The organism is Pseudosulfitobacter sp. SM2401 (assembly GCF_042932805.1).
GTDB lineage: Bacteria > Pseudomonadota > Alphaproteobacteria > Rhodobacterales > Rhodobacteraceae > Ascidiaceihabitans.
On sequence record NZ_CP170633.1, the window covers coordinates 1253734 to 1275357 of the forward strand.

Here is a 21624-nt window from a genome sequence, read left to right on the forward strand (position 1 = left end):
CGGCGCGAGGCAACATAGTGAAACTTACTTTTTGTAAGATTTCTGACAAAACGATGTCCGCATTTGGTCCTATGAAATTCCGCCCGAAAAGCTAACTCACTACTATGACCATGATTGATGACCTAAACCATTGGATGATGACCGAGGGCCGTTGCTCTGGTGATCCGCTTAAAGTGGCAGCCCAGTATTGCGCAAAACTGATCGAGGCGGGCGTACCCCTGTGGCGGGCCAATATCAGCCAACGATTTGCCAACCCTCTGCTGCTGGCGTGGGGTGTCGTGTGGACCCCTGACGGCACTGAGATTTATGAAATCACGCATGCAAGGATGCTTACAGCCGATTATGTCGGCAGCGGTTTTGAATATATCTTTGATAAACAACAGCCTTTGCACAAGAGCTTGCGCGACCTTGATCCAGCGACAGAACATCTTTCTTATCTGGAGTTTGCCGAAGCTGGGGGCACTGATTACTATGCCACACTGCTGGATTATGGGGATCGTTCGCAACATGGCTGCACGTTCACAACCAGATCCACACAGGGCTTTTCGCCCCAACATCTCGAAATGATTGAAGCAACGAAAACAGGCCTCGCTGCGGCGTTAGAGCCAATGACGATGCGTAAATCCTCCAAAAGCTTGTTACGCACTTATCTTGGCGATGGCCCAAGTGAGGCCGTCTGGAATGGCACCATACGGCGCGGTGAACGCACGACAGTTTCGGCGGTTGTCATGTTTTCTGATCTACGCGGGTTCACGGCACTCTCAGACAGTTCATCCGAGGATGATGTCTTTGACGCCTTGGATGGATATTTTGACGTTGTTGTACAATCGGTCGAGGAAAGAGGCGGCGATGTGCTTAAGTTTATGGGTGACGGCATTCTTTCAATTTTCCCAATTCAAACGCCTGCAGACCAAAATCTTCAATGTCAGAACGCTGCACTTGCCGCAAATGGGGTGCTGATCGGGCTGGCAGCACTAAACGAAAGGCGCTTTGGGGCCGGCAAACCACCTCTGGACGTTGGCATCAGCATCAATTCAGGGCAAGTCAGCTATGGCAATATTGGCAGCCCTGGCAGACTGGATTTTACAGTGCTTGGCGGCGCGGTCAATCTTGCCAGTCGGATCGAAGGATTGACCAAGACGATCGGACATCGCGTGCTCGCGACCACTATTGTGGCCAAGGCAAGCCCCGAACACTTTACAGCCTGCGGTTCGCATCATGTGCGTGGAATTGCTGAACCTATAGATATTTTCAATCTGGTTGATCCCGATCGCCAAAACGACAAGAACTCTGGGTGATGCTCTCTGTATCATGGAAACGACTGCCAGTAGAGCACATCTAGCAAATCAGAAGTTCATCGGTTTGCGGAAAAACCGCACATTGGGCTCTCAGTCGCCATTGACGGTTTAGGCCAGTCAAACCGTGCTGTGTATTGGTTCACAAAAGCCTGTCACGCGGTCCGTTGCGGTTGTTTGAAGCGCTAAAAACCCAACAGGCATCCGGCGATCGCAAGGCTTGGAATACAACGATGACGGCTTTGATTATTTGGCTGTTTTTACGGACATCTTGCAACGCGGCTTGACCGTTCTGCACGCCTGGGTTAGCTAGCCATCAGGCCGCAGACGCCTGCCACCCGCTGACGTAAAGTCTTGGTAAAGCTCTGTATCGGTTTTTGTCATCCTTCCCGTCGATCGCGCGGATGGTAACGCGGGTCCCTCCTGAAAATGCGCGATATTGCATGAGGAATTCGGACAAATGCCCGAGAGAGATACAAACCCCCAAACCAACAGCTTTTTGACGGATCCACTGGCCGTCACCTACGCCAAAACCGCGCTGCCGATCATCTTTGTCATGGGGATGAGCGGGCTGCTCGCTGTCGCTGATGCGCTGTTCCTGGGGCATTACGTGGGCCCCGACGCGTTGGCCGCCGTCACGCTGATGTTCCCGATCTACATGCTGATCGTGGCGCTGGCGACGTTGGTTTCGAGCGGCATGTCGAGCGTTTTGGCCCGGCATCTGGGCGGCAATCGTTTAGATGAGGCGCGCGGCGTGTTTGCAGGCGCGCATGGTTTGGCGTTGTTGATGGCGGCCATTCTGATCACGCTGTTTGTGTTGTTCGGACAGTCCGTGGCGACGCTGGCGGCTGGTGGGTCACAAGACCTTGCCCAAATGGGCCTGACCTATCTGCGCATCACCGTGCTGTTTTCGCCGCTGCTGTTTGTGCTGTCGGTGAATTCGGACACGCTGCGCAACGAGGGCAGGGTGGGTTTCATGGCCGCGATGAGCCTGCTGGTGTCGCTCGCGAACATTGGCTTTAACTATGTGTTGATCGCAAAGCTGGACATGGGGGTTGCGGGCTCGGCCTATGGCACCAGTCTGGCGCAGGCTTTGGCGTTGATCATCATCGTGACGTTCCGGGTGCGCGGGGCAACGCAGCTGCGGCTGACGGCGGTGCTGGAACACCGGCTGACCTACGCGTGGGGTCGCATTCTGGCGCTGGGTGCCCCGCAAAGCCTGAACTTTATCGGCATCGCACTGGGGTCGGGCGCGATCATGGCAGCGCTGCAGATCGTTGATCGGGGGGCAGATGCCAGCCAAAGCTACGAAAGCACGGTGTCGGCCTACGGGATCATCACGCGGGTGTTGACGTTCGGGTTTTTGCCGCTGTTGGGGCTGAGCCACGCAATGCAAACCATCACCGGCAACAACCACGGGGCAGGGCAGTGGCAGCGGTCGAACGACAGCCTCAAATTCGCCACCGTCGCGGCCTTTGGCTACTGCGCGGTTTTGCAGCTAACGATGAGCCTGTTTGCGACCCAGATTGGTGCGGCCTTTGTCGATGATCCGGTGGTTGTGGCCGAGGTGGCGCGCATTTTACCGGTGCTGATCGCGATGTTCTTTTTGTCGGGGCCCTTGATGATGATCGCGACCTATTTTCAAGCGATCGGCGATGCGGGGCGGGCTGCCCTGTTGGGGCTGTCCAAACCCTACCTGTTTGCAATCCCTTTGACGTTCGTTCTGGCGGCCCGGATCGGTGAAATCGGCATTTGGATGTCTGGCCCGCTGTCTGACGTTTTGCTGCTGATGTTAACGGTTAGTGTGCTGGGGTACGGCGCGAAACGTGGAACAAAGCGCTTTGGGTTGTTCCAAACCGCCCCTTAGGCGTCGGCGGGAATTGGCACATGGACGGCGGATTGCTGCGCAGCGATTCGGGTAAATGTGTCAATTTCCGCATGAAAGGGTTGATAATCTTTGGGCCAGACAACCATTGGTTCATAATGATGAACAATACATGACGCCGGTTTACGTTAGGGCACGGTTAACGAGACGAAAATTGTTGGTACGCAATTGTTTCGAATTCGGAAACTGTCTCACTTTTGGGAAATTGGCGTAAATTCGCAATTTCGCCTTGCTAGTATGCCAAACTATTGACGTTTTCAATTTGGCACTGATCGAGGGTTCGAAACGGTGTTCCTACCCTAGGTAGTAATCCTCCGAACCTTAGATAGAAGTCCCGATTTCAGGTGCTGGTTAACAGACCTGTGTTGCCATCGAAATTTGCAAATTAACTCAGATTTTTCTCTTTTGTTCGTCACAAATCATTGGCTATTACTGTCCTTGCCCAACTGGGGGGCGATGTCTGTAGGTCACGGGGGCGACCGCACAATGACGTATCCATGTAGGATGCGGGAGATGTGTGTGCGCCGTGCTGCTTTGGTAGTACCTGTTACGCAATTTGCAATGGCGATGCCGTTGCTGCTGTCTGCTGTTTAGCAGGCTCTCCCCTTTTGTTTGGTGTCTGATTGTGTGGGTCGTCCAGGGTCCTACGCGTCGGTCTTGTTTTGGGTATGAAGTACGGTTTGCCATTTTCGGCAAACGAAGGCCTTAGCGCCGTAACGAGGAGAGTTGGAAATGACACTAGGTTTCGAGAAACCCAAAGCGATGCGGCAAACGCGTCCTAAGGCGAGTGGTGCGCCCCAAACTTTCCTTTCGCCAAATTCATTCCAATCAGAAATTTTTCAGGCCGCGTCGCGCGCCGAATGCGTAAACGCGTAGGAGTACCGAGTAATGACAACGACAGTAAATTTCAACGAACTGGCCACTGGCACAATCGTAGACAACGAATATCAAGCCCAAGGGGTCACGATCTCTGCAACCGGTGGATCCGGCGATGCGATGATCTTTGACACCTCCAACCCGACGGGCGGCGATGGCGATCTGGCCACAACCAACCTGGGCAATGTTCTGATCATCTCCGAAGACGGCGATTCCAACGATCCTGATGACAACGGCAGCGGCGGCACGTTCCACTTTGCATTTGACGATGCGACGTCTGTTGAACAGCTGACCTTCCTTGACCTCGAGCAAAACGCGACGGTTCGTTTCTTTGACGAAAACGGCACGCAGATCGGTCAACAAACCATTTTGGCGACAGGCGACAACGGCCAGAGCATTGTCGATTTCAACACCGACGGTGTGTACAGCATGCAAGTCACCCTCGCGGGGTCTGGTGCGGTCGACAACTTGGTATTCGACCAAGAAAACTCTGACGTCGAACTGGACGGGATCGTTGAAGGCACAAACGATGCCGAAGTGATCGACGTGAACTACACAGGTGACCCAGAGGGTGACCAAATCGACAACAACGATGAAATCATAGCTGGCGAAGGCCCACAGGACGATATCGTAGACGCATTTGGCGGCAACGACACAATCGTATCTGGCGAAGGCAACGACGACATCTACGCAGGCAGCGGCGACGATTCCGTTGACGGCGGCAGCGGCGACGACCTGATCTACGGCGATTCCAACCTGCAGGCTGGCCCTGACAGCGACGCATCCGACGACAAGATCCTCGATTGGGGCACATTGGGCTACGGCACCGAATTGGCTGGCGGCGCGTCCGTCGACACCGGCGGCGTGACTGTCAACGTCAGCTTTCAATCCCAAGACCCGGGCGCGTTGATCTGCACAGAATCCACGGCTCAGCACGTCGCAAGTGGCGAAACCTTTGATGCGAATTCATCTTTGATGTTGTTCGGTGCAGGCGGCGAGGGCGGCGTTGATAACACGTCGACCACCACCTTTGAATTTGACGCAACGAACCCTGCGTATTCCGACGAAGTGCAAGACGTCTCGTTCCGCATCAACGATCTGGACACAGGGACCAACTCTGACCAGCACATCGATATCGTCACCATTCGCGCCTATGACGCCGCTGGCAACCTGATCCCGGTGACGCTGACGAATACCGGTACGATTGCAATTGATGGCAACACAGCCACCGGCGCGGACGGCCTTGGCAGCGATGCAAACCCGACGGACAGCTCTGCGTCCTTGTTGGTGAACATCCTGGGTCCGGTTGCGAAAATCGAAATCGATTATGACAACGGCGACGTGACCGACCAGAAAATCTGGCTGACCGACGTGCATTTCTCGACCATCTCTGCGGATGTTGAAACCGACGACGGCGAAGACGGCAATGACACCTTGCTGGGCGGCATCGGCGAAGATTCCATCTACGGCGAAGGCGGCGACGACCGCATCGAAGGCGGCGTGGGCGACGATTTTGTCTCTGGCGGCACCGGCAACGACTTTGTTTTGGCTGGCGACGGCAACGATTCAGTCATGGGCGACGACGGCAACGACACGCTGTGCGGACAAGACGGCGACGACACGTTGCTCGGCGGGATCGGCAACGACGTCCTTGAAGGCATGAACGACAACGACGTTCTGTTCGGCGGCGCGGGCGATGACCGTCTGTACGGCGACAACGGCAACGACGAATTGACGGGCGGCGAGGGCGCTGACTCGATCTACGGCGGCCGCGACGCTGACACGATCTTTGGCGGCGCAGGCGATGTTGTTGACGGCGGTTCGGGTGGCTTTAACGCTGATCCGGCATTGAACACGGACGACGACACGCTTGATCTGACGGGCCAAGGTCCTTTCATTCTGGAAAACGTCACAACAGACGGCAACGGCAACGGCACCAACGGAACGGTTGTGTTTGTCGACGGCGCGGGCAACCCGACGGGCGAAACGCTGGCGTTCACAGAAATCGAAAACATTGTTGGTGATGACGTCACGAACACTGGCCCTGTAGCGAATGATGATGTGTCTGCGACGGACGAAGATGTGTCTGTGGTTGTTGATTTGATTGGCAACGATACAGATGCGGACGGGGATGCTTTGACAGTGATCTCGGCCACGGTTCCAGCGGATCAAGGCACGTTGGTCGACAACGGCGACGGTACGGTGACGTTCACGCCAGCGGATGATTTCAACGGCGAGGCGACGATCAGCTACGAGATTTCGGACAGCAACGGCGGCACCGACACCGCGACACACACCATCAACGTCGCCCCCGTCAACGACGGACCGGATGCGGTGAATGATGCGGATGTTGGCGTCGAAGACACAGCGATCACAGTTGATTTGCTGGCCAACGACACGGATGTCGAGAACGACGATCTGACCGTCACAGGCGCCACGGTTCCAGCGGATCAAGGCACGTTGGTCGACAACGGCGACGGCACAGTGACCTTTACGCCAGCGGATGATTTTAACGGCGTGGCGACCATCAGCTACTCGATCACCGACGGCAACGGCGGCACCGACACCGCGATCCACGAGATCGATCTGGCGGCAGTCAACGATGGTCCGGTTGCGGTTGATGACTTGGCCGACACCATGGAAGAAGAGCCGGTCATCATCGATTTGATCGGCAACGACACCGATGTTGACGGCGATCCGTTGACCATCGGCACGGTCAGCGTTCCTGCGGATCAAGGCACGGTTGTCGACAACGGCGACGGCACGGTGACGTTCTCGCCCGCTGAAAACTTCAACGGTCCAGCCACGATCACCTACACGGTTATCGACGGTGAGGGCGGCAGTGACGAAGGCCAGGCGATTGTCTCGGTCGGCGCGGTCAACGACGGCCCGACGGCGAATGACGACAGCGATGTGACGGACGAAGATGTGTCCGTGACAGTCGATCTGATCGGCAACGACACCGACGAAGAAGGCGACGCATTGACCGTCACAGGTGCCACGGTTCCTGCGGATCAAGGCACGCTGGTCGACAATGGCGACGGCACAGTGACGTTCACGCCAGCGGATGATTTTAACGGCACGGCCACGATCAGCTACTCGATCACGGACGGCAATGGCGGCACGGATTCCGCGATCCACGAGATCGAAGTTGCGTCGATCAACGACGATCCGGTTGCGGTTGATGACATCGAAACCACGGACGAAGACCAGCCGGTCATCATCGATCTGATCGGCAACGACACCGATGTTGACGGCGATCCGTTGACCATCGGCACGGTCTCGGTTCCTGCGGATCAAGGCACGGTTGTCGATAACGGCGACGGCACGGTGACATTCTCGCCCGCTGAAAACTTCAACGGTCCAGCGACGATCACCTACACGGTTATCGACGGTGAGGGCGGCAGTGACGAAGGCCAGGCGATTGTCTCGGTCGGCGCGGTCAACGACGGCCCTGTAGCGAATGATGATGTGTCTGCGACGGACGAAGATGTGTCTGTGGTTGTTGATTTGATTGGCAACGATACAGATGCGGACGGGGATGCTTTGACAGTGATCTCGGCCACGGTTCCAGCGGATCAAGGCACGTTGGTCGACAACGGCGACGGTACGGTGACGTTCACGCCAGCGGATGATTTCAACGGCGAGGCGACGATCAGCTACGAGATTTCGGACAGCAACGGCGGCACCGACACCGCGACACACACCATCAACGTCGCCCCCGTCAACGACGGACCGGATGCGGTGAATGATGCGGATGTTGGCGTCGAAGACACAGCGATCACAGTTGATTTGCTGGCCAACGACACGGATGTCGAGAACGACGATCTGACCGTCACAGGCGCCACGGTTCCAGCGGATCAAGGCACGTTGGTCGACAACGGCGACGGCACAGTGACCTTTACGCCAGCGGATGATTTTAACGGCGTGGCGACCATCAGCTACTCGATCACCGACGGCAACGGCGGCACCGACACCGCGATCCACGAGATCGATCTGGCGGCAGTCAACGATGGTCCGGTTGCGGTTGATGACTTGGCCGACACCATGGAAGAAGAGCCGGTCATCATCGATTTGATCGGCAACGACACCGATGTTGACGGCGATCCGTTGACCATCGGCACGGTCAGCGTTCCTGCGGATCAAGGCACGGTTGTCGACAACGGCGACGGCACGGTGACGTTCTCGCCCGCTGAAAACTTCAACGGTCCAGCCACGATCACCTACACGGTTATCGACGGTGAGGGCGGCAGTGACGAAGGCCAGGCGATTGTCTCGGTCGGCGCGGTCAACGACGGCCCGACGGCGAATGACGACAGCGATGTGACGGACGAAGATGTGTCCGTGACAGTCGATCTGATCGGCAACGACACCGACGAAGAAGGCGACGCATTGACCGTCACAGGTGCCACGGTTCCTGCGGATCAAGGCACGCTGGTCGACAATGGCGACGGCACAGTGACGTTCACGCCAGCGGATGATTTTAACGGCACGGCCACGATCAGCTACTCGATCACGGACGGCAATGGCGGCACGGATTCCGCGATCCACGAGATCGAAGTTGCGTCGATCAACGACGATCCGGTTGCGGTTGATGACATCGAAACCACGGACGAAGACCAGCCGGTCATCATCGATCTGATCGGCAACGACACCGATGTTGACGGCGATCCGTTGACCATCGGCACGGTCTCGGTTCCTGCGGATCAAGGCACGGTTGTCGATAACGGCGACGGCACGGTGACATTCTCGCCCGCTGAAAACTTCAACGGTCCAGCGACGATCACCTACACGGTTATCGACGGTGAGGGCGGCAGTGACGAAGGCCAGGCGATTGTCTCGGTCGGCGCGGTCAACGACGGCCCTGTAGCGAATGATGATGTGTCTGCGACGGACGAAGATGTGTCTGTGGTTGTTGATTTGATTGGCAACGATACAGATGCGGACGGGGATGCTTTGACAGTGATCTCGGCCACGGTTCCAGCGGATCAAGGCACGTTGGTCGACAACGGCGACGGTACGGTGACGTTCACGCCAGCGGATGATTTCAACGGCGAGGCGACGATCAGCTACGAGATTTCGGACAGCAACGGCGGCACCGACACCGCGACACACACCATCAACGTCGCCCCCGTCAACGACGGACCGGATGCGCAAAACAGCAGCTACTCAGTGTTGCAAAACGAGACGGCTGGCGACCTAGACGGCAATGCGATCACGGACGACACTGGCGAAGGTGTCGACAGCGATCCGGAAGGTGATGACCTGACGGTTGTTGCTGTGAATGGCACGACCGGAACCGTCGATGCCGCAATTGCTGGCGACAACGGTGGTCTGTTCACGATCAGTGCAGACGGGACTATCGACTTTGACGCGAACAGTGAATTTGATGGTTTGGGTGCAGGAGAGACAGCGTCCACAACTGTGACCTACACGATCGCAGATGAAGCTGGTCTGGAAGACACCGCAACGGTTACCTTTACTGTGACAGGCACCAACGACGGCCCGGTGGCCACGCCTGATCTGGCTGAAACCGACGAAGACACAATCATCACGTTGGACAATGTGCTCGACAACGACACGGACGCCGATGGTGACATGCTGACGGTGTCGGCTGTTGCCGGTGACGACACGCTGGTTGGCACGGCGGTTGCCGGTGACACTGGTGGTCTGTTCACGATCAACGCAGACGGGTCAGCGACCTTTGATCCGAATGGCGATTATGACGAACTGCCCGTTGGTGACATTGCAAATTCCGAGGTGACCTACACGGTTACCGATCCGGACGGCCAAGAGGTATCGACCACTGTCACTGTAATAATCTACGGGGTTAACGACGCTCCGGTTGCGGTTGATGATGCGGACACCACGCCGTTCAACACTCCGGTTATTGTTGATCTGATCGGCAATGACACCGATGTTGACGACGATCCGCTGACGCTGGCCACGGCAACTGTTGATCCGGCCGAAGGCACGCTGCTCGACAATGGCGACGGTACGGTCACGTTCACGCCTGCTGACGGGTTCGAGGGCGATGCGACCATCACCTACACGGTCCAGGACGGCAATGGCGGCGAAGACGAAGGCCAAGCCATCGTGACAGTCGAAGAGCAACCACTGGACGGTATCGTAACCGGTACTGACGATGGCGAACTGATCGACGAAGACTACACCGGCGATCCAGAAGGCGACATGGTCGACAATGGCGACAACATCTTTTCTGGTGATCCAGAAGACGAAGATGACGACATCATTGTCGCTGGTGGCGGCAACGACACTGTAATTTCCGGCGACGGCGATGATAGTGTTGACGGCGGGGCAGGTGATGACCGTATCCACACCGACGAAGGCGACGACACAGTTGCTGGCGGCACCGGTAACGACACAATCGCCACAAGCGAAGGTGACGATAGCGTTGACGGCGGCACAGGTGACGATGAAATCGGCACAGGCGTCGGGTCGGACATAGTTGTTGGCGGCGAGGGTAATGATCTTATCAACACCGGCGGCGGCGATCTGATCGACAAAGGCTATCCGGGTCTGTTCCCTGGCGAAGAAGGCACGCCTGGTACCGAAGATGACCGCGACTTTGTTGACGGTGGCGCCGGCGACGACACCATCCGCACGGGCGACGACGCTGACACCATCATCGGTGGTGACGGCAACGACGTGATCGACGGCGGTATCGACGCAGACAGCATCACCGGCGACGAAGGCAATGACCGTATTGTCGGCGGTGAAGGCTCTGACAGCATCACGGGCGGTGTCGGCAACGATACAATCCACGCGGGCAACGACCCTGATCTGGGTCTGGACTTCTTGAACATCGAAGACGATGGTTCCAACCCGTTTGGTCCTGATCTACGCCCTGACAACGGCAAGGACACAGTGTCCGGCGGTGAAGGCGACGATCTGATCACCGGTGCGGACGACGACGACTTGCTGATGGGTGACGAAGGCAATGATACCATCGACGGTGGCATTGACGACGACACGATCTTGGGCGGCATCGGCAACGACAGCTTGTTGGGTGGCCAAGGCAACGACAGCATCGAAGGCGGCGACGGCGATGATTACATCGACGGCGGACGCAACGCTGACGTGGTTGACGGTGGGGACGGCAACGACACCATCCTTGGCGGCAACGGCGCTGATGTTCTGAGCGGTGGCGCGGGCGATGACGTTATTGACGGCGGCACCGGTGATGACACCATCAACGGCGATGCAGGCAACGACAGCATCCTGGGCTCCACGGGCGACGATGTCATTGATGGCGGTTCAGGCAACGACACCATAGACGGTGGCAACGGCGGCGCAGACATCATGTCTGGTGGCGACGACGAAGACTTGTTCATCAACGTCACAGCCGGCGAAGTTGTCGATGGCGGCGAAGGTGTCACAGACACGTCCGACTTTGACACGCTTGACCTCACAGGCTCGGCCCCGAACAATGGTTCCCTGCAAATCGTTTACGATCCAGCGAACAACGAAAACGGTGTGGTCAACTACTTTGACGAAAACGGCGACGACGCAGGGCAATTGCAGTTCTCGAATATCGAGAACGTCATCCCTTGCTTTACGCCGGGCACGTTGATTGCGACGCCAAAAGGCGAGCGCAAAGTAGAAGACCTGATGGTCGGCGATCGCATCATCACACGCGACAACGGTATCCAGGAAATTCGTTGGGTGGGGGCCCGCGACATGACTGGTGCTGAACTGGAAATGGCCACACACCTCAAGCCCGTCCTGATCCGTCAGGGTGCCTTGGGTGGCGGTCTGCCAGAGCGTGATATGATGGTATCGCCAAACCACCGTGTTCTGGTGGCCAACGACAAGACTGCGCTTTACTTTGAAGAGCGTGAAGTTCTGGTCGCGGCCAAGTTCCTGACCGGTCTGGACGGTGTCGATGTGGTTGATGTGTCGGGTACGACGTACATCCACCTGATGTTCGACGCACACGAAGTGATCCTGTCGGACGGCACGTGGACAGAAAGCTTCCAGCCGGGTGATCAGACGCTGGCCGGTGTTGGCGATGCGCAACGCGACGAGATCCTGGAACTGTTCCCGGAGCTTGCAACGCGGGCAGGTATCGATGCCTACACCTCGGCACGTCGCTCGTTGAAGAAACACGAAGCGGCCTTGCTGACCAAGTAAGCCTAACACTTTCCAAAATATCTGCTTCGGCCCCTTTTTCGGGCCGAAGCATCACAGAATATGCAGCTTCTAGCGTGAAATTACACGTTTGGAGGGAAAAGCGGTGCAGGAGGCTGCACCGCTTTTTTTATACAATCCCGCAAAATTCAGTCCATTGTTTCCATTTTGATACCGAATTGCTGCATCGCGGCGCATTTTTGTGACAGTTTATGACAATGACGTAGTGTTGATAACCATTATGCGATTTTCCCCCTCCCCGAACTCAAGAAACGGTATACATGAGGCGCATAGGTAATGGGGATTGCCGTTTTTTAACTTGTTTTCGGAGGTAGCGCTGCCATGCCTACATTCAATGGGACTACGAATAACGATACAATCCAAGGCTCCAACGACAATGACACGATCAATGCCTTTAACGGTCAGGATCTGGTGTCAGGCGAGGGTGGCGATGACGTCATCAACGCAGGCGATGGGAACGACACAGTCTTTGGGGACGTCGGCGAAGGCACAGCCCCCGGCAATGATGCCTCCCCCCTGATCATCAACATCAACAATCTGGTGACAAACGACAACGCCGACAACAACGCGTCGGCTGGCCAATCGTCGGTCTACAAAAACGTTGCAACGCTCGAGGATGGCACATCGGTGTCCGCTCGCATCGTTCTGGTGTCGAAATCCGACCCGAACCTGAGGGTCGATCTGTCCGGCGGCAATGGTTCTGAAATCTTGATGAACGGCAACGGCACCGGCGACACAGCTGATTTCCGGATGGAATTCTTTATTCCGGATTCCGAGAACGCAATAACCGGCACGCCAGTGGCACTGAATTCGACCGCGACCGTCAACGATCTGGACCGCAACAGCGTCGGCGACCAAGAGGCTGTGACCATTGATGCCAACAGTTTCACATCCTTTGGTGTGGCTGACGACACGTCCTTGAATGTCACCACCAGCGGCGGAGACGTGACAGCGGCCGGCGGCGAACAAAACAGCCCATCCGATCAAGACGCATGGTTCAGCGCATCTTTTGAAAACCGCGAATTCATCGAATTCACACTTGAGGCGCGCGACACCAACTCTGGTTTCTCGTTCTCTGGTGATTTGATCGACGACGTGATTGTGACCCCGATCGAGGCGGGCGACGACACGATTGACGGCGGATCGGGCCAAGACCAGATCTTTGGCCAAGGCGGCGACGATTCACTGATCGGTGGTCAGGGCGACGACACGCTGATCGGCGGCACCGGCGAGGACACGCTGGAAGGCGGCACAGGGCAAGACTTGCTCGAGGGCGGCGACGGCGCGGACAGCCTGACCGGCGGCGAAGGCGACGACAGAGCCTTTGGCGGCGCGGGCACCGACATTCTGACAGGTGGCCCGGGCAACGATCAGCTCGATGGCGGTTTGGGCAGCGACACGTTCAACTTTGACGAAGGTGGCAACCACGTTGTTGTCGGCGGCGAAGACCCAGATGGTCTGGACATCGACATTCTGGACTTGTCCGGTTTGCGCACCAACGTTATCGAATCCGGCCCGGAATCCGGCAGAGTCGAATTTCTTGATGCCAACGGCAACATCACTGGCCGCATGGATTATTCTGAAATCGAGCAGGTCATCATCTGCTTTACGCCGGGCACGATGATTGCCACCAATCGCGGTGAAATCGCAGTGGAAACGCTGGCTGAGGGTGACAAAGTGTTCACGCGCGACAACGGCAGCCAGCCTTTGCGCTGGGTTGGGCGTCGTGATTTGACACCTGCCGATTTGGCGGACAATCCTGAATTTCAACCGGTCTACATTCGCGCCGGTGCGCTTGGCAAAGGTGTGCCAGAGCGTGATTTGATGGTCAGCCCGAACCACCGCATGTTGCTGACGTCCGATCTGGCCGAGGTCATGTTTGAAGAACGCGAAGTGCTGGTTGCGGCCAAGCATCTGACGGGTCTCGACGGCATCGATCAGATCGAAGCGAGCACGGTCAGCTACATCCACCTGATGTTCGATCAGCACGAAGTTGTGCTGGCGGATGGTGCGTGGACCGAAAGCTTTCAACCGGGTGATCATTCCCTGCGCGGGATCGGCGATGCACAGCGCGCTGAAATCCTCGCTTTGTTCCCGGAATTGAACACGCTGGCGGGCATGCAAAACTACGGCTCCGCCCGTTTGTCGCTGAAAAAGCACGAAGCCCAACTGCTGACCGACAAAATGCGCTAACGGGTTTTGCGCCAGAGGGCCCATTCCTCTGGCGTGTCCAAATCCATCCGCGCGTGATTGTCGGGTAGGGGCACCAGATGCACGCGACCGGCGTGGTTCTGGATTACAGATTGACCACCCGCATCCCCGGACAGCGTCGCGATTTCGGCAAACAGAGCCTGATCAAAGATGATGGGATGGCCGGCCTTGCCGCCTTGGGTGGCCCCACGCCAAATCAGGTTTTCAGGGTTTTGTGATTTAGCATCAATGACTTGTCGCAGATCGTGGGTGGTGACCTCCGGCAAATCACCCAGCAAGATCATCGCGCTTTTTGTGCCTGCTGGTAAGGCGGCGATCCCTGCACGCATCGAAACGCTCATCCCGTCCGCGGCATCCGGCACCTCGACACAGATCACGTTTAGACCCGCCAATGCCGGGTGTCTGGCGTGTGGTTTGGGCGGCACCGTTACGTAGATCTGCGCGCTGACGCTTAGCGCCATTTCCGCCTGCCTGCGGATCAACGGGATCCCATCCACGTCCTCCAACATTTTGTCCGCGCCGCGCATGCGCGACGAGGTTCCGGCCGCCAAAATAATGATCGGTAAGGTCATGTGTCAGCCGCGCATCCGTGCGCCGTCCGCGTCAAACAATGGCGTGGTCACAACCCGTGCGGCGCGCATGTGGCCCAGAATTTCGATCTCGACCGCAAGGCCTTCTGCGACGCGATCTGTCGGCAAAAACCCGAACGCAATCGATTTGCCCGCGTGGTGCGAATAGCCGCCCGAGGTGCAAAATCCGACAACGTCACCGTCCAGCCAGATGGGCTCGTACCCCTGAACATCGGCGTCTGTGGCGTCGACCTCAAAGCTGACCAATTGGCGGGCAGCCCCTGCGTCACGTTCGGCCTCGGCTGCGGCGCGCCCGATAAAGGCGGTGTTTTTCTTAAAGCTGATGAACCGGTCCATGCCGGTTTCCGCCGCTGTGTAGTCCGGCGAAAATTCAGCCATCCAAGAGCCAAAGAACTTGTCCAGCCGCAGCGACATCATCGCGCGCATGCCGAACGGAACCATGTCGTGCTTTTGCCCCTCGGCCCACAACGTATTCCACAGCGCGCGTTGCCCCATCGGATCGCAGTACATTTCGTACCCCAGATCACCGGTGTAGCTGACGCGCTGCACGATGCAGTCGGTCATGCCGATGGTGATTTTGCGCACATCCATGAATTTCATATCGCTGATATCGCTGAGTGTGCAGGCGGCCAGAACGTCACGCGCGCGCGGCCCTGCGATTTGAAAGCCATTGCGTTTATCTGTGATATTCTCGATACTTACGCTGTCATCTTGATGTTGCAAGAACCACCGCATGTGGAATGCTTGCGCACCGTACGATGCAGTCAGCTGGAACTCTTCTTCGCTCAGGCACGACACGGTGAAATCCCCGATCAGCTTGCCTTTTTCCGACAGCATCGGCGTCAGGCTTAGACGGCCAAGCTGTGGAATGCGGCCTGCCATGATCCGGTCCAGCCACGCGCGCGCACCGGCCCCTTTTATCAGATATTTGCCAAAATTGTGGACCTCGTTGATGCCAACGGCGCTGCGTACACCGGCGACTTCACGCGCGGTCGCGTCAAACGCATCCGAGCGGCGGAACGACGGGGTTTCGAACGTTGGTTCGTCACCGGTGGCAAAATAGTTGACCACCTCGAGGCCAAATTGTTGCCCCCAAACCGCGCCCATGCGGGAAAACACATCGTACATCGGCGTCGTGCGATTGGGGCGCGCGGCGGGCAGTTCTTCGTTCGGATAGGACACTGAGAAACGCTTTTGGTAGTTTTCGATGACTTTGGGCAGGGTGTAGCCGGGTGAAATCCAGTCGCCAAACCGCGCGACATCCATCGCCATCACGTCGCGCTCACATTCGCCTTCAACCATCCATTGCGCCAGCATCAGGCCAACGCCGCCGCCTTGGCTAAAGCCCGCCATGACGCCGCACGCCGACCAATAATTGCGCACGCCAGGGATGGGGCCGACCAGCGGATTACCGTCGGGGGCGAATGTGAACGGGCCGTGGATGACGTTTTTGACACCCGCCTTTTCCAAATCGGGAAAGCGTTTATAGGCGAAGTTGATGCTGTCTTCGATCTTGTCGAAATCGTCTTGCAACAAGTCCTGACCAAACGACCAAGGCGTGCCGTCAATCGCCCACGGACGGCAAGTTTGTTCGTAAAATCCGATACATAGCCCGCGACCTTCTTGGCGCAAATAGCTTTCGCCTGCGGGGTCCATGACGTGGGGGTGTTCTTGCCCGTCGGTCATCATGTCGACAATCATCGGCACGTCTTCGGTCACCAGATACTGGTGTTCCATCGGGTGCAGCGGGAAATAAATACCGGCCATTGCGCCCACTTCGCGCGCCCACAGCCCGCCCGCATTCACCACGTGTTCCGCGTGAATTGTGCCTTTGTCCGTGACCACATCCCACGTGCCGTCAGGGCGCTGGTTGGTTTCAACCACCATCGTGTGGGTATGAATCGTGGCACCGCCCATGCGCGCCGCCTTGGCGTAGGCGTGGGTGGTGCCAGAGGGGTCAAGGTGCCCGTCCAGCGGGTCATAAAGCCCGCCAACAATGCCGTCGATGTTGGTGACGGGCGCGATTTTCTTGATCTCTTCGGGGCTGACGATTTCTGTCTCTAACCCCATGAACCGGTGCTTTGCGCGTTCAGCCAGCAGCATGTCGAACCGGTCTTGGTTATCGGCCAACGTCACGCCACCAACGTGGTGCAGGCCACAGGACATGCCGGTGATTTCTTCAAGTTCCTTATACAAACGAATGGTGTAGCCCTGCAGGGCGGCCATGTTTGTGTCGCCATTTAGCGTGTGAAAACCGCCCGCTGCGTGCCACGTCGACCCCGATGTCAGCTCTGATCGTTCCAACAGCATCACGTCGGACCAGCCCAATTTGGTCAGATGATACAAGACAGACGCGCCAACGACGCCGCCGCCGATGATTGCAACACGTGTGGTGGTTTTCATGAGGCCGGTTCCTTTGCGATAACTGTCTGCAATTTGGGTTTCACTCTGGACAAGGGCTGGTCGAATAGCGACAAAAATTGTCGCCTTAGGGCAACCAAATCGATTTCAAGCCGCGCACTCTAGACTTAACGTAATCACATTTCAGGGCACTTTCATATGCGTACCCATGCTCAGGCTGTCGTCATTGGTGGCGGCGTTATTGGATGTTCTATCCTGTACCACCTCACAAAATTGGGTTGGAATGACGTCGTTCTGACCGAACGGGACGAGCTGACCAGTGGCAGCACGTGGCACGCGGCGGCCAACATTCACGGGCTGCACGACAGCACTAACATCAGTCGCATCCAGCACTACACCATGGGTTTGTACAAAGAGCTGGAGCAAGAAACCGGACAGGGTTGCGGTGTGTTTCAGCCCGGATCTCTGTATTTGGCGCAGACCGAGGCGCGCGAACACCAGCTGCGTTTGCAAGCGGCCAAAGCCAAACTGTACGGCATGAATTTCCACGAGGTTGACCGCGCCGAGGCCGAACGTTTGCACCCGTTGGTCGACTATGACGGCATTCGCTGCATCATGTGGGAACCCGATGGCGGCAATGTCGACCCCTCTGGCGTGACCCAAGCCTACGCGACAGGCGCGCGCCAGAACGGTGCCGAAATCATGCGGTTCAATCCTGTGCTGGGCACCGATCAACAACCCGACGGCACGTGGATTGTGCGCACGGAAAAAGGCGATATTTCAACGCCTTGGGTGATCAACGCCGCGGGTCTTTGGGGGCGTGAAGTTGCGGCATTGGCAGGCATTGATCTGCCGTTGCAGCCCACCGAACACCAGTATTTTGTCACTGAAACTATCCCCGAGATTGCCGCAATGGACCGTCGACTGCCATCCGTGGCGGATCGTGATGGCGAATATTATCTGCGCCAAGAAGGCCAAGGTTTGCTGGTCGGTGCCTACGAGAAAAACATGAAATTCTGGGCTGAGAATGGCACCCCGTTGGACTTTGCCCACGACCTGTTTGACGATGATCTGGAGCGGATCGAGGAAAACATGCTGCGCGCCATCGACCGTGTGCCCGTGGTCGGCACAGCTGGCATCAAACGGGTCATCAACGGTCCGATGATCTGGTCGCCTGACAGCAATGTGTTGCTGGGCCCTGTGCCTGAAAAAAAAGGCTATTTCTGCTGTAACGGCATCATTCCCGGGTTCTCGCAATCGGGCGGCATGGGCCTGATGGTCGCGCAATGGATCATAGAGGGCGAGATGCAGTACGACATGTTCCCGTGGGATCTGGCACGCTTTGGCGACTGGGCCACAAACGGGCAAACCGGAAAGACCTTTACCAAAGAACGGGTGCGCGACCAATACGCCAACCGCTTTAAAATCCACTTTCCGAATGAGGAACGCGCGGCCGGTCGTCCGGTGCGCATGCGTCCCGCCTACGATTTGCAGAAATCCATGGGCGCGGTCATGGGCCTGAACTACGGCTGGGAACATCCGTTGTGGTTCGCAGATACCCCGGGTGCGACGGATACCGACGGATTTACGCGCCAGAATTGGTGGGGGCCGGTGGGCGAGGAATGCAAGATGCTGCGCGATCGCGCCGGCATTATCGACATCTCGAATTTCGCCAAATACACCTGCAAAGGGGCAGGGGCCGAGGACTGGCTGAACGCGGTTTTTGCCAACACTATGCCAAAGACAGTCGGGCGGTCGTGCCTCACGCCGTTGATCGGCAAACGCGGTGGGATTGCAGGTGACTTCACGGTCACGAGGCTGGCGACGGATGAATTCTGGATCATCGGATCTGGCATGGCAGAACGCTATCACGCGCGTTTCTTTAGCGAGGTGCCATTGCCGCAGGGCACTGTTTTTGAAAGTAAAACCAATGACATTTGCGGCTTTAACGTCGCAGGCCCCGACAGCCGCGCGATGTTGCAACGGATGACAAATGCCTCGCTTGCGACCACAGATTTCCCGTTCCTGCGATCCCAGAAAATCACGCTTGGCGGGGTCGAGATTCTGGCGCTGCGTGTGTCGTTCACCGGCGATCTTGGCTGGGAATTGCACTGCAAGACCGAGGATCAATTGCAGCTTTACACCGCTCTGTTAGAGGTCGGTCGCGATTTCGGCGCTGGCCCTGTCGGCGGGCGCGCATTGATGAGCTTGCGGATCGAAAAAGGCTACGGATCCTGGAGCCGCGAGTACTCGCCCGAATACTGGCCCCAAGAGGTCGGATTGGACCGCCTGTGCAAAATGGACAAAGCGTTTTTGAACAAAACAGCCGTTGCGGAATCGATGGCAAAACCGGCCCGTGAAACCCTTGTCATCTTGGCCCTGAACGCCGCCCAAACCGACGCCTCATATGCTGACGCAACTGGGGGCGAGCCGATCTTTAAGGACGGCAAAGGCATCGGGCGCGTGACCTCGGGTGCCTACGGATACACGGTTGGCCAAAGCCTCGCGCTTGGCTACGTCAAAGACGCAAAAGCAGGCGACGAGGTCGACGTCATGGTGTTGGGCAAGCCGCACAAAGCCATAATTTTAAGTGAGCCGCCGTTTGACCCCAAAGGGGCGAAGCTGCGGGGCTGAGGGAAATACAAGATGGTGGCGATGCGGGATAAACCGGCCTGACGGTCGTCCGATTTAGGCTGCCCCACAGGGGGTGCCGTTAATCGGAGGTCCGGATAGAGTAATCAGCGTCGATAAATAGCTCATGCGTCAATGATTTTTTGTTGATCATAGGCAAATGCCTGCGCAACTTCGGCCAATGCTGAAACCGCGATTAAATTTGCATCTCGCAGAGACGGAACCAGTCCGATCGGGCCACGCACGCGTTTGAGATCATGCTCTGAGATGCCTTTTTCGGCCAGGTGGGCAAGGCGGGCCGTTTGGGTCTTTTGGCTTCCTAATGCACCAATAAACCCAGCTGGAGTTGCCAGTGCGGCGGTAAGAAAAGCGGGTTCCCAATCGTGGTCGTGGAACAACGTCAGGACGCCGCTTGTCGGTGCTAGGTTCAACTCAACCACGTTGTCTATGGATCGCATATGGGTTGGTGGCTCTGCGCAATGTGTGGCAACGGCCTCTAGATCTGTGAGGTCGGGTGAATACGCTTGGATGTCAAAGCCGGTCGCCTTTCCGCCCCTGGCAGTCGCGCGAAAGATCGCGCCGCGGCCTGCGAGGCACAGAGTGACTTTGGGTTGGTAAGCAATTGTGATGTACCTAGCCTCGGGTCGAAAGGTCAACGACGCGGGGCGGCGGGCCGTCAATGCGTCATGCGCGGCGAGCAGCGTCGTAAGATCAGGGGCGGGATCAATCCAAATCGACAATGATCCGCCGCAGGGCAATGTCAGATCGTGAAACGCTGAGCCCTCGCCATAGCGCAACAGCCGCGCGGTACCAGAGCGCAAGCAATCGGAGGCGTGCAGCGCAATGTCGCGATCAATGCAGCCGTTGGACATATAGCCTGTCATGTTCCCGGCTTCGCAAACCACGGCCAGTGAACCAATATCGCGTGCGCTGCCACCTTTGATGTCAACAGAGGTGATCAACGCAAAGCGTTGCTGCGTTTTGACGTAGGTTTTCACCTGCGCCAAAACATCAACAGCATGGTCCAAATAGGTTATGGTGTTAGGCAACTTTTTCAGCGTCCAACACGTCCGCGAAGTTCTTGAAGAATTTGGCCGCCAGTTTTTTGGCCGTGCTTTGGATCAACCGGCTGCCCAATTGCGCCAGTTTGCCGCCGATTTGTGCTTTGGCGTCATAGCTCAGGATCGTGGTGTCGCCGTCCGCAACCAATGTCACATCTGCGCCGCCTTTTGCATGACCCGCAGCGCCGCCATTGCCTTGACCGGTCAGCGAAAATTGATCTGGTGCGCCGCTTTTGTCCAACACGACATCACCGCTGAAACGCGCCTTGACCGGACCGACCTTCAGGACAATCTTTGCCTCAAGTTCGTTGTCGGAATGCTGGATCAGTTCTTCGCAACCCGGAATACATTGTTTCAAGATCTCAGGGTCGTTCAAGGCCGCATAAACGCGGTCCATTGATGCATTGATGATGATTTCGTCTTTGAGTTCCATGGTCTTACCTTTGTTAACAGCAGGGGAATTTGATTGAAGCAAGCGTTTGGGCTTGCTCTGGGGGCAGGGCCCATTTTTGACGCCATGCACCAAAGTATTTTTGAAATCG

At 57.0% G+C, this 21624-nt stretch carries 9 protein-coding genes; 5 read left to right on the plus strand and 4 right to left on the minus strand.

Annotated features, from left to right (window positions below):
* Positions 1-110: 110 nt before the first annotated feature.
* The 4 genes from ACFIO0_RS06275 to ACFIO0_RS06290 all read left to right on the plus strand — a co-directional run bounded on the left by ACFIO0_RS06275 (position 111) and on the right by ACFIO0_RS06290 (position 14421).
* The gene (locus tag ACFIO0_RS06275) at positions 111-1298 is read left to right on the plus strand and encodes an adenylate/guanylate cyclase domain-containing protein (protein WP_390914499.1); all 1188 of its coding nucleotides are present in this window, start codon (positions 111-113) and stop codon (positions 1296-1298) included.
* Between the two features lie 457 nt (positions 1299-1755).
* Complete coding sequence (locus ACFIO0_RS06280; RefSeq protein ID WP_390914500.1) at positions 1756-3162, plus strand: MATE family efflux transporter; 1407 nt, start codon at positions 1756-1758, stop codon at positions 3160-3162.
* Positions 3163-4068: 906 nt separating this feature from the next.
* On the plus strand, positions 4069-12210 hold the full coding sequence (locus ACFIO0_RS06285) for a cadherin-like domain-containing protein (RefSeq protein WP_390914501.1): 8142 nt from the start codon (positions 4069-4071) through the stop codon (positions 12208-12210).
* A gap of 339 nt (positions 12211-12549) precedes the next feature.
* Complete coding sequence (locus ACFIO0_RS06290; protein WP_390914502.1) at positions 12550-14421, plus strand: Hint domain-containing protein; 1872 nt, start codon at positions 12550-12552, stop codon at positions 14419-14421.
* Here ACFIO0_RS06290 and ACFIO0_RS06295 read toward each other — a convergent pair.
* Entirely contained in the window at positions 14418-15011 is a 594-nt protein-coding gene (locus tag ACFIO0_RS06295; RefSeq protein ID WP_390914503.1) for an NTP transferase domain-containing protein, read from the minus strand. The two genes, ACFIO0_RS06290 and ACFIO0_RS06295, sit on opposite strands and share 4 nt — an antisense overlap.
* Before the next feature lie 3 nt (positions 15012-15014).
* Positions 15015-17432, minus strand: coding sequence for an FAD-dependent oxidoreductase (locus ACFIO0_RS06300; protein ID WP_390914504.1), 2418 nt, complete (start codon positions 17430-17432; stop codon positions 15015-15017).
* Positions 17433-17588: 156 nt separating this feature from the next.
* Between ACFIO0_RS06300 and ACFIO0_RS06305 the strand changes: the two genes are divergently transcribed.
* Positions 17589-20024 (plus strand): FAD-dependent oxidoreductase, encoded by a 2436-nt coding sequence (locus ACFIO0_RS06305; protein ID WP_390914505.1) that lies wholly within the window; start codon positions 17589-17591, stop codon positions 20022-20024.
* A gap of 122 nt (positions 20025-20146) precedes the next feature.
* Here the strand turns inward: ACFIO0_RS06305 and ACFIO0_RS06310 are convergent, their stop codons facing one another.
* Both ACFIO0_RS06310 and ACFIO0_RS06315 read right to left on the minus strand, forming a co-directional pair.
* Positions 20147-21070: an XdhC family protein gene (locus ACFIO0_RS06310; RefSeq protein ID WP_390914506.1), complete on the minus strand. Its 924-nt coding sequence runs from the start codon at positions 21068-21070 to the stop codon at positions 20147-20149.
* Positions 21063-21515 (minus strand): SRPBCC domain-containing protein, encoded by a 453-nt coding sequence (locus tag ACFIO0_RS06315; protein ID WP_390914507.1) that lies wholly within the window; start codon positions 21513-21515, stop codon positions 21063-21065. The genes ACFIO0_RS06310 and ACFIO0_RS06315 overlap by 8 nt, the downstream gene beginning before the upstream one ends.
* Positions 21516-21624 lie beyond the last annotated feature (109 nt).

Bases quoted from the DNA above. Each gene is read 5' to 3' on its own strand.
- ACFIO0_RS06295 (WP_390914503.1), bottom strand. From the start codon at position 15,011: ATGACCTTACCGATCATTATTTTGGCGGCCGGAACCTCGTCGCGCATG.
- ACFIO0_RS06280 (WP_390914500.1), top strand. From the start codon at position 1,756: ATGCCCGAGAGAGATACAAACCCCCAAACCAACAGCTTTTTGACGGAT.
- ACFIO0_RS06305 (WP_390914505.1), top strand. From the start codon at position 17,589: ATGCGTACCCATGCTCAGGCTGTCGTCATTGGTGGCGGCGTTATTGGA.
- ACFIO0_RS06275 (WP_390914499.1), top strand. From the start codon at position 111: ATGATTGATGACCTAAACCATTGGATGATGACCGAGGGCCGTTGCTCT.
- ACFIO0_RS06290 (WP_390914502.1), top strand. From the start codon at position 12,550: ATGCCTACATTCAATGGGACTACGAATAACGATACAATCCAAGGCTCC.
- ACFIO0_RS06315 (WP_390914507.1), bottom strand. From the start codon at position 21,515: ATGGAACTCAAAGACGAAATCATCATCAATGCATCAATGGACCGCGTT.
- ACFIO0_RS06285 (WP_390914501.1), top strand. From the start codon at position 4,069: ATGACAACGACAGTAAATTTCAACGAACTGGCCACTGGCACAATCGTA.
- ACFIO0_RS06300 (WP_390914504.1), bottom strand. From the start codon at position 17,432: ATGAAAACCACCACACGTGTTGCAATCATCGGCGGCGGCGTCGTTGGC.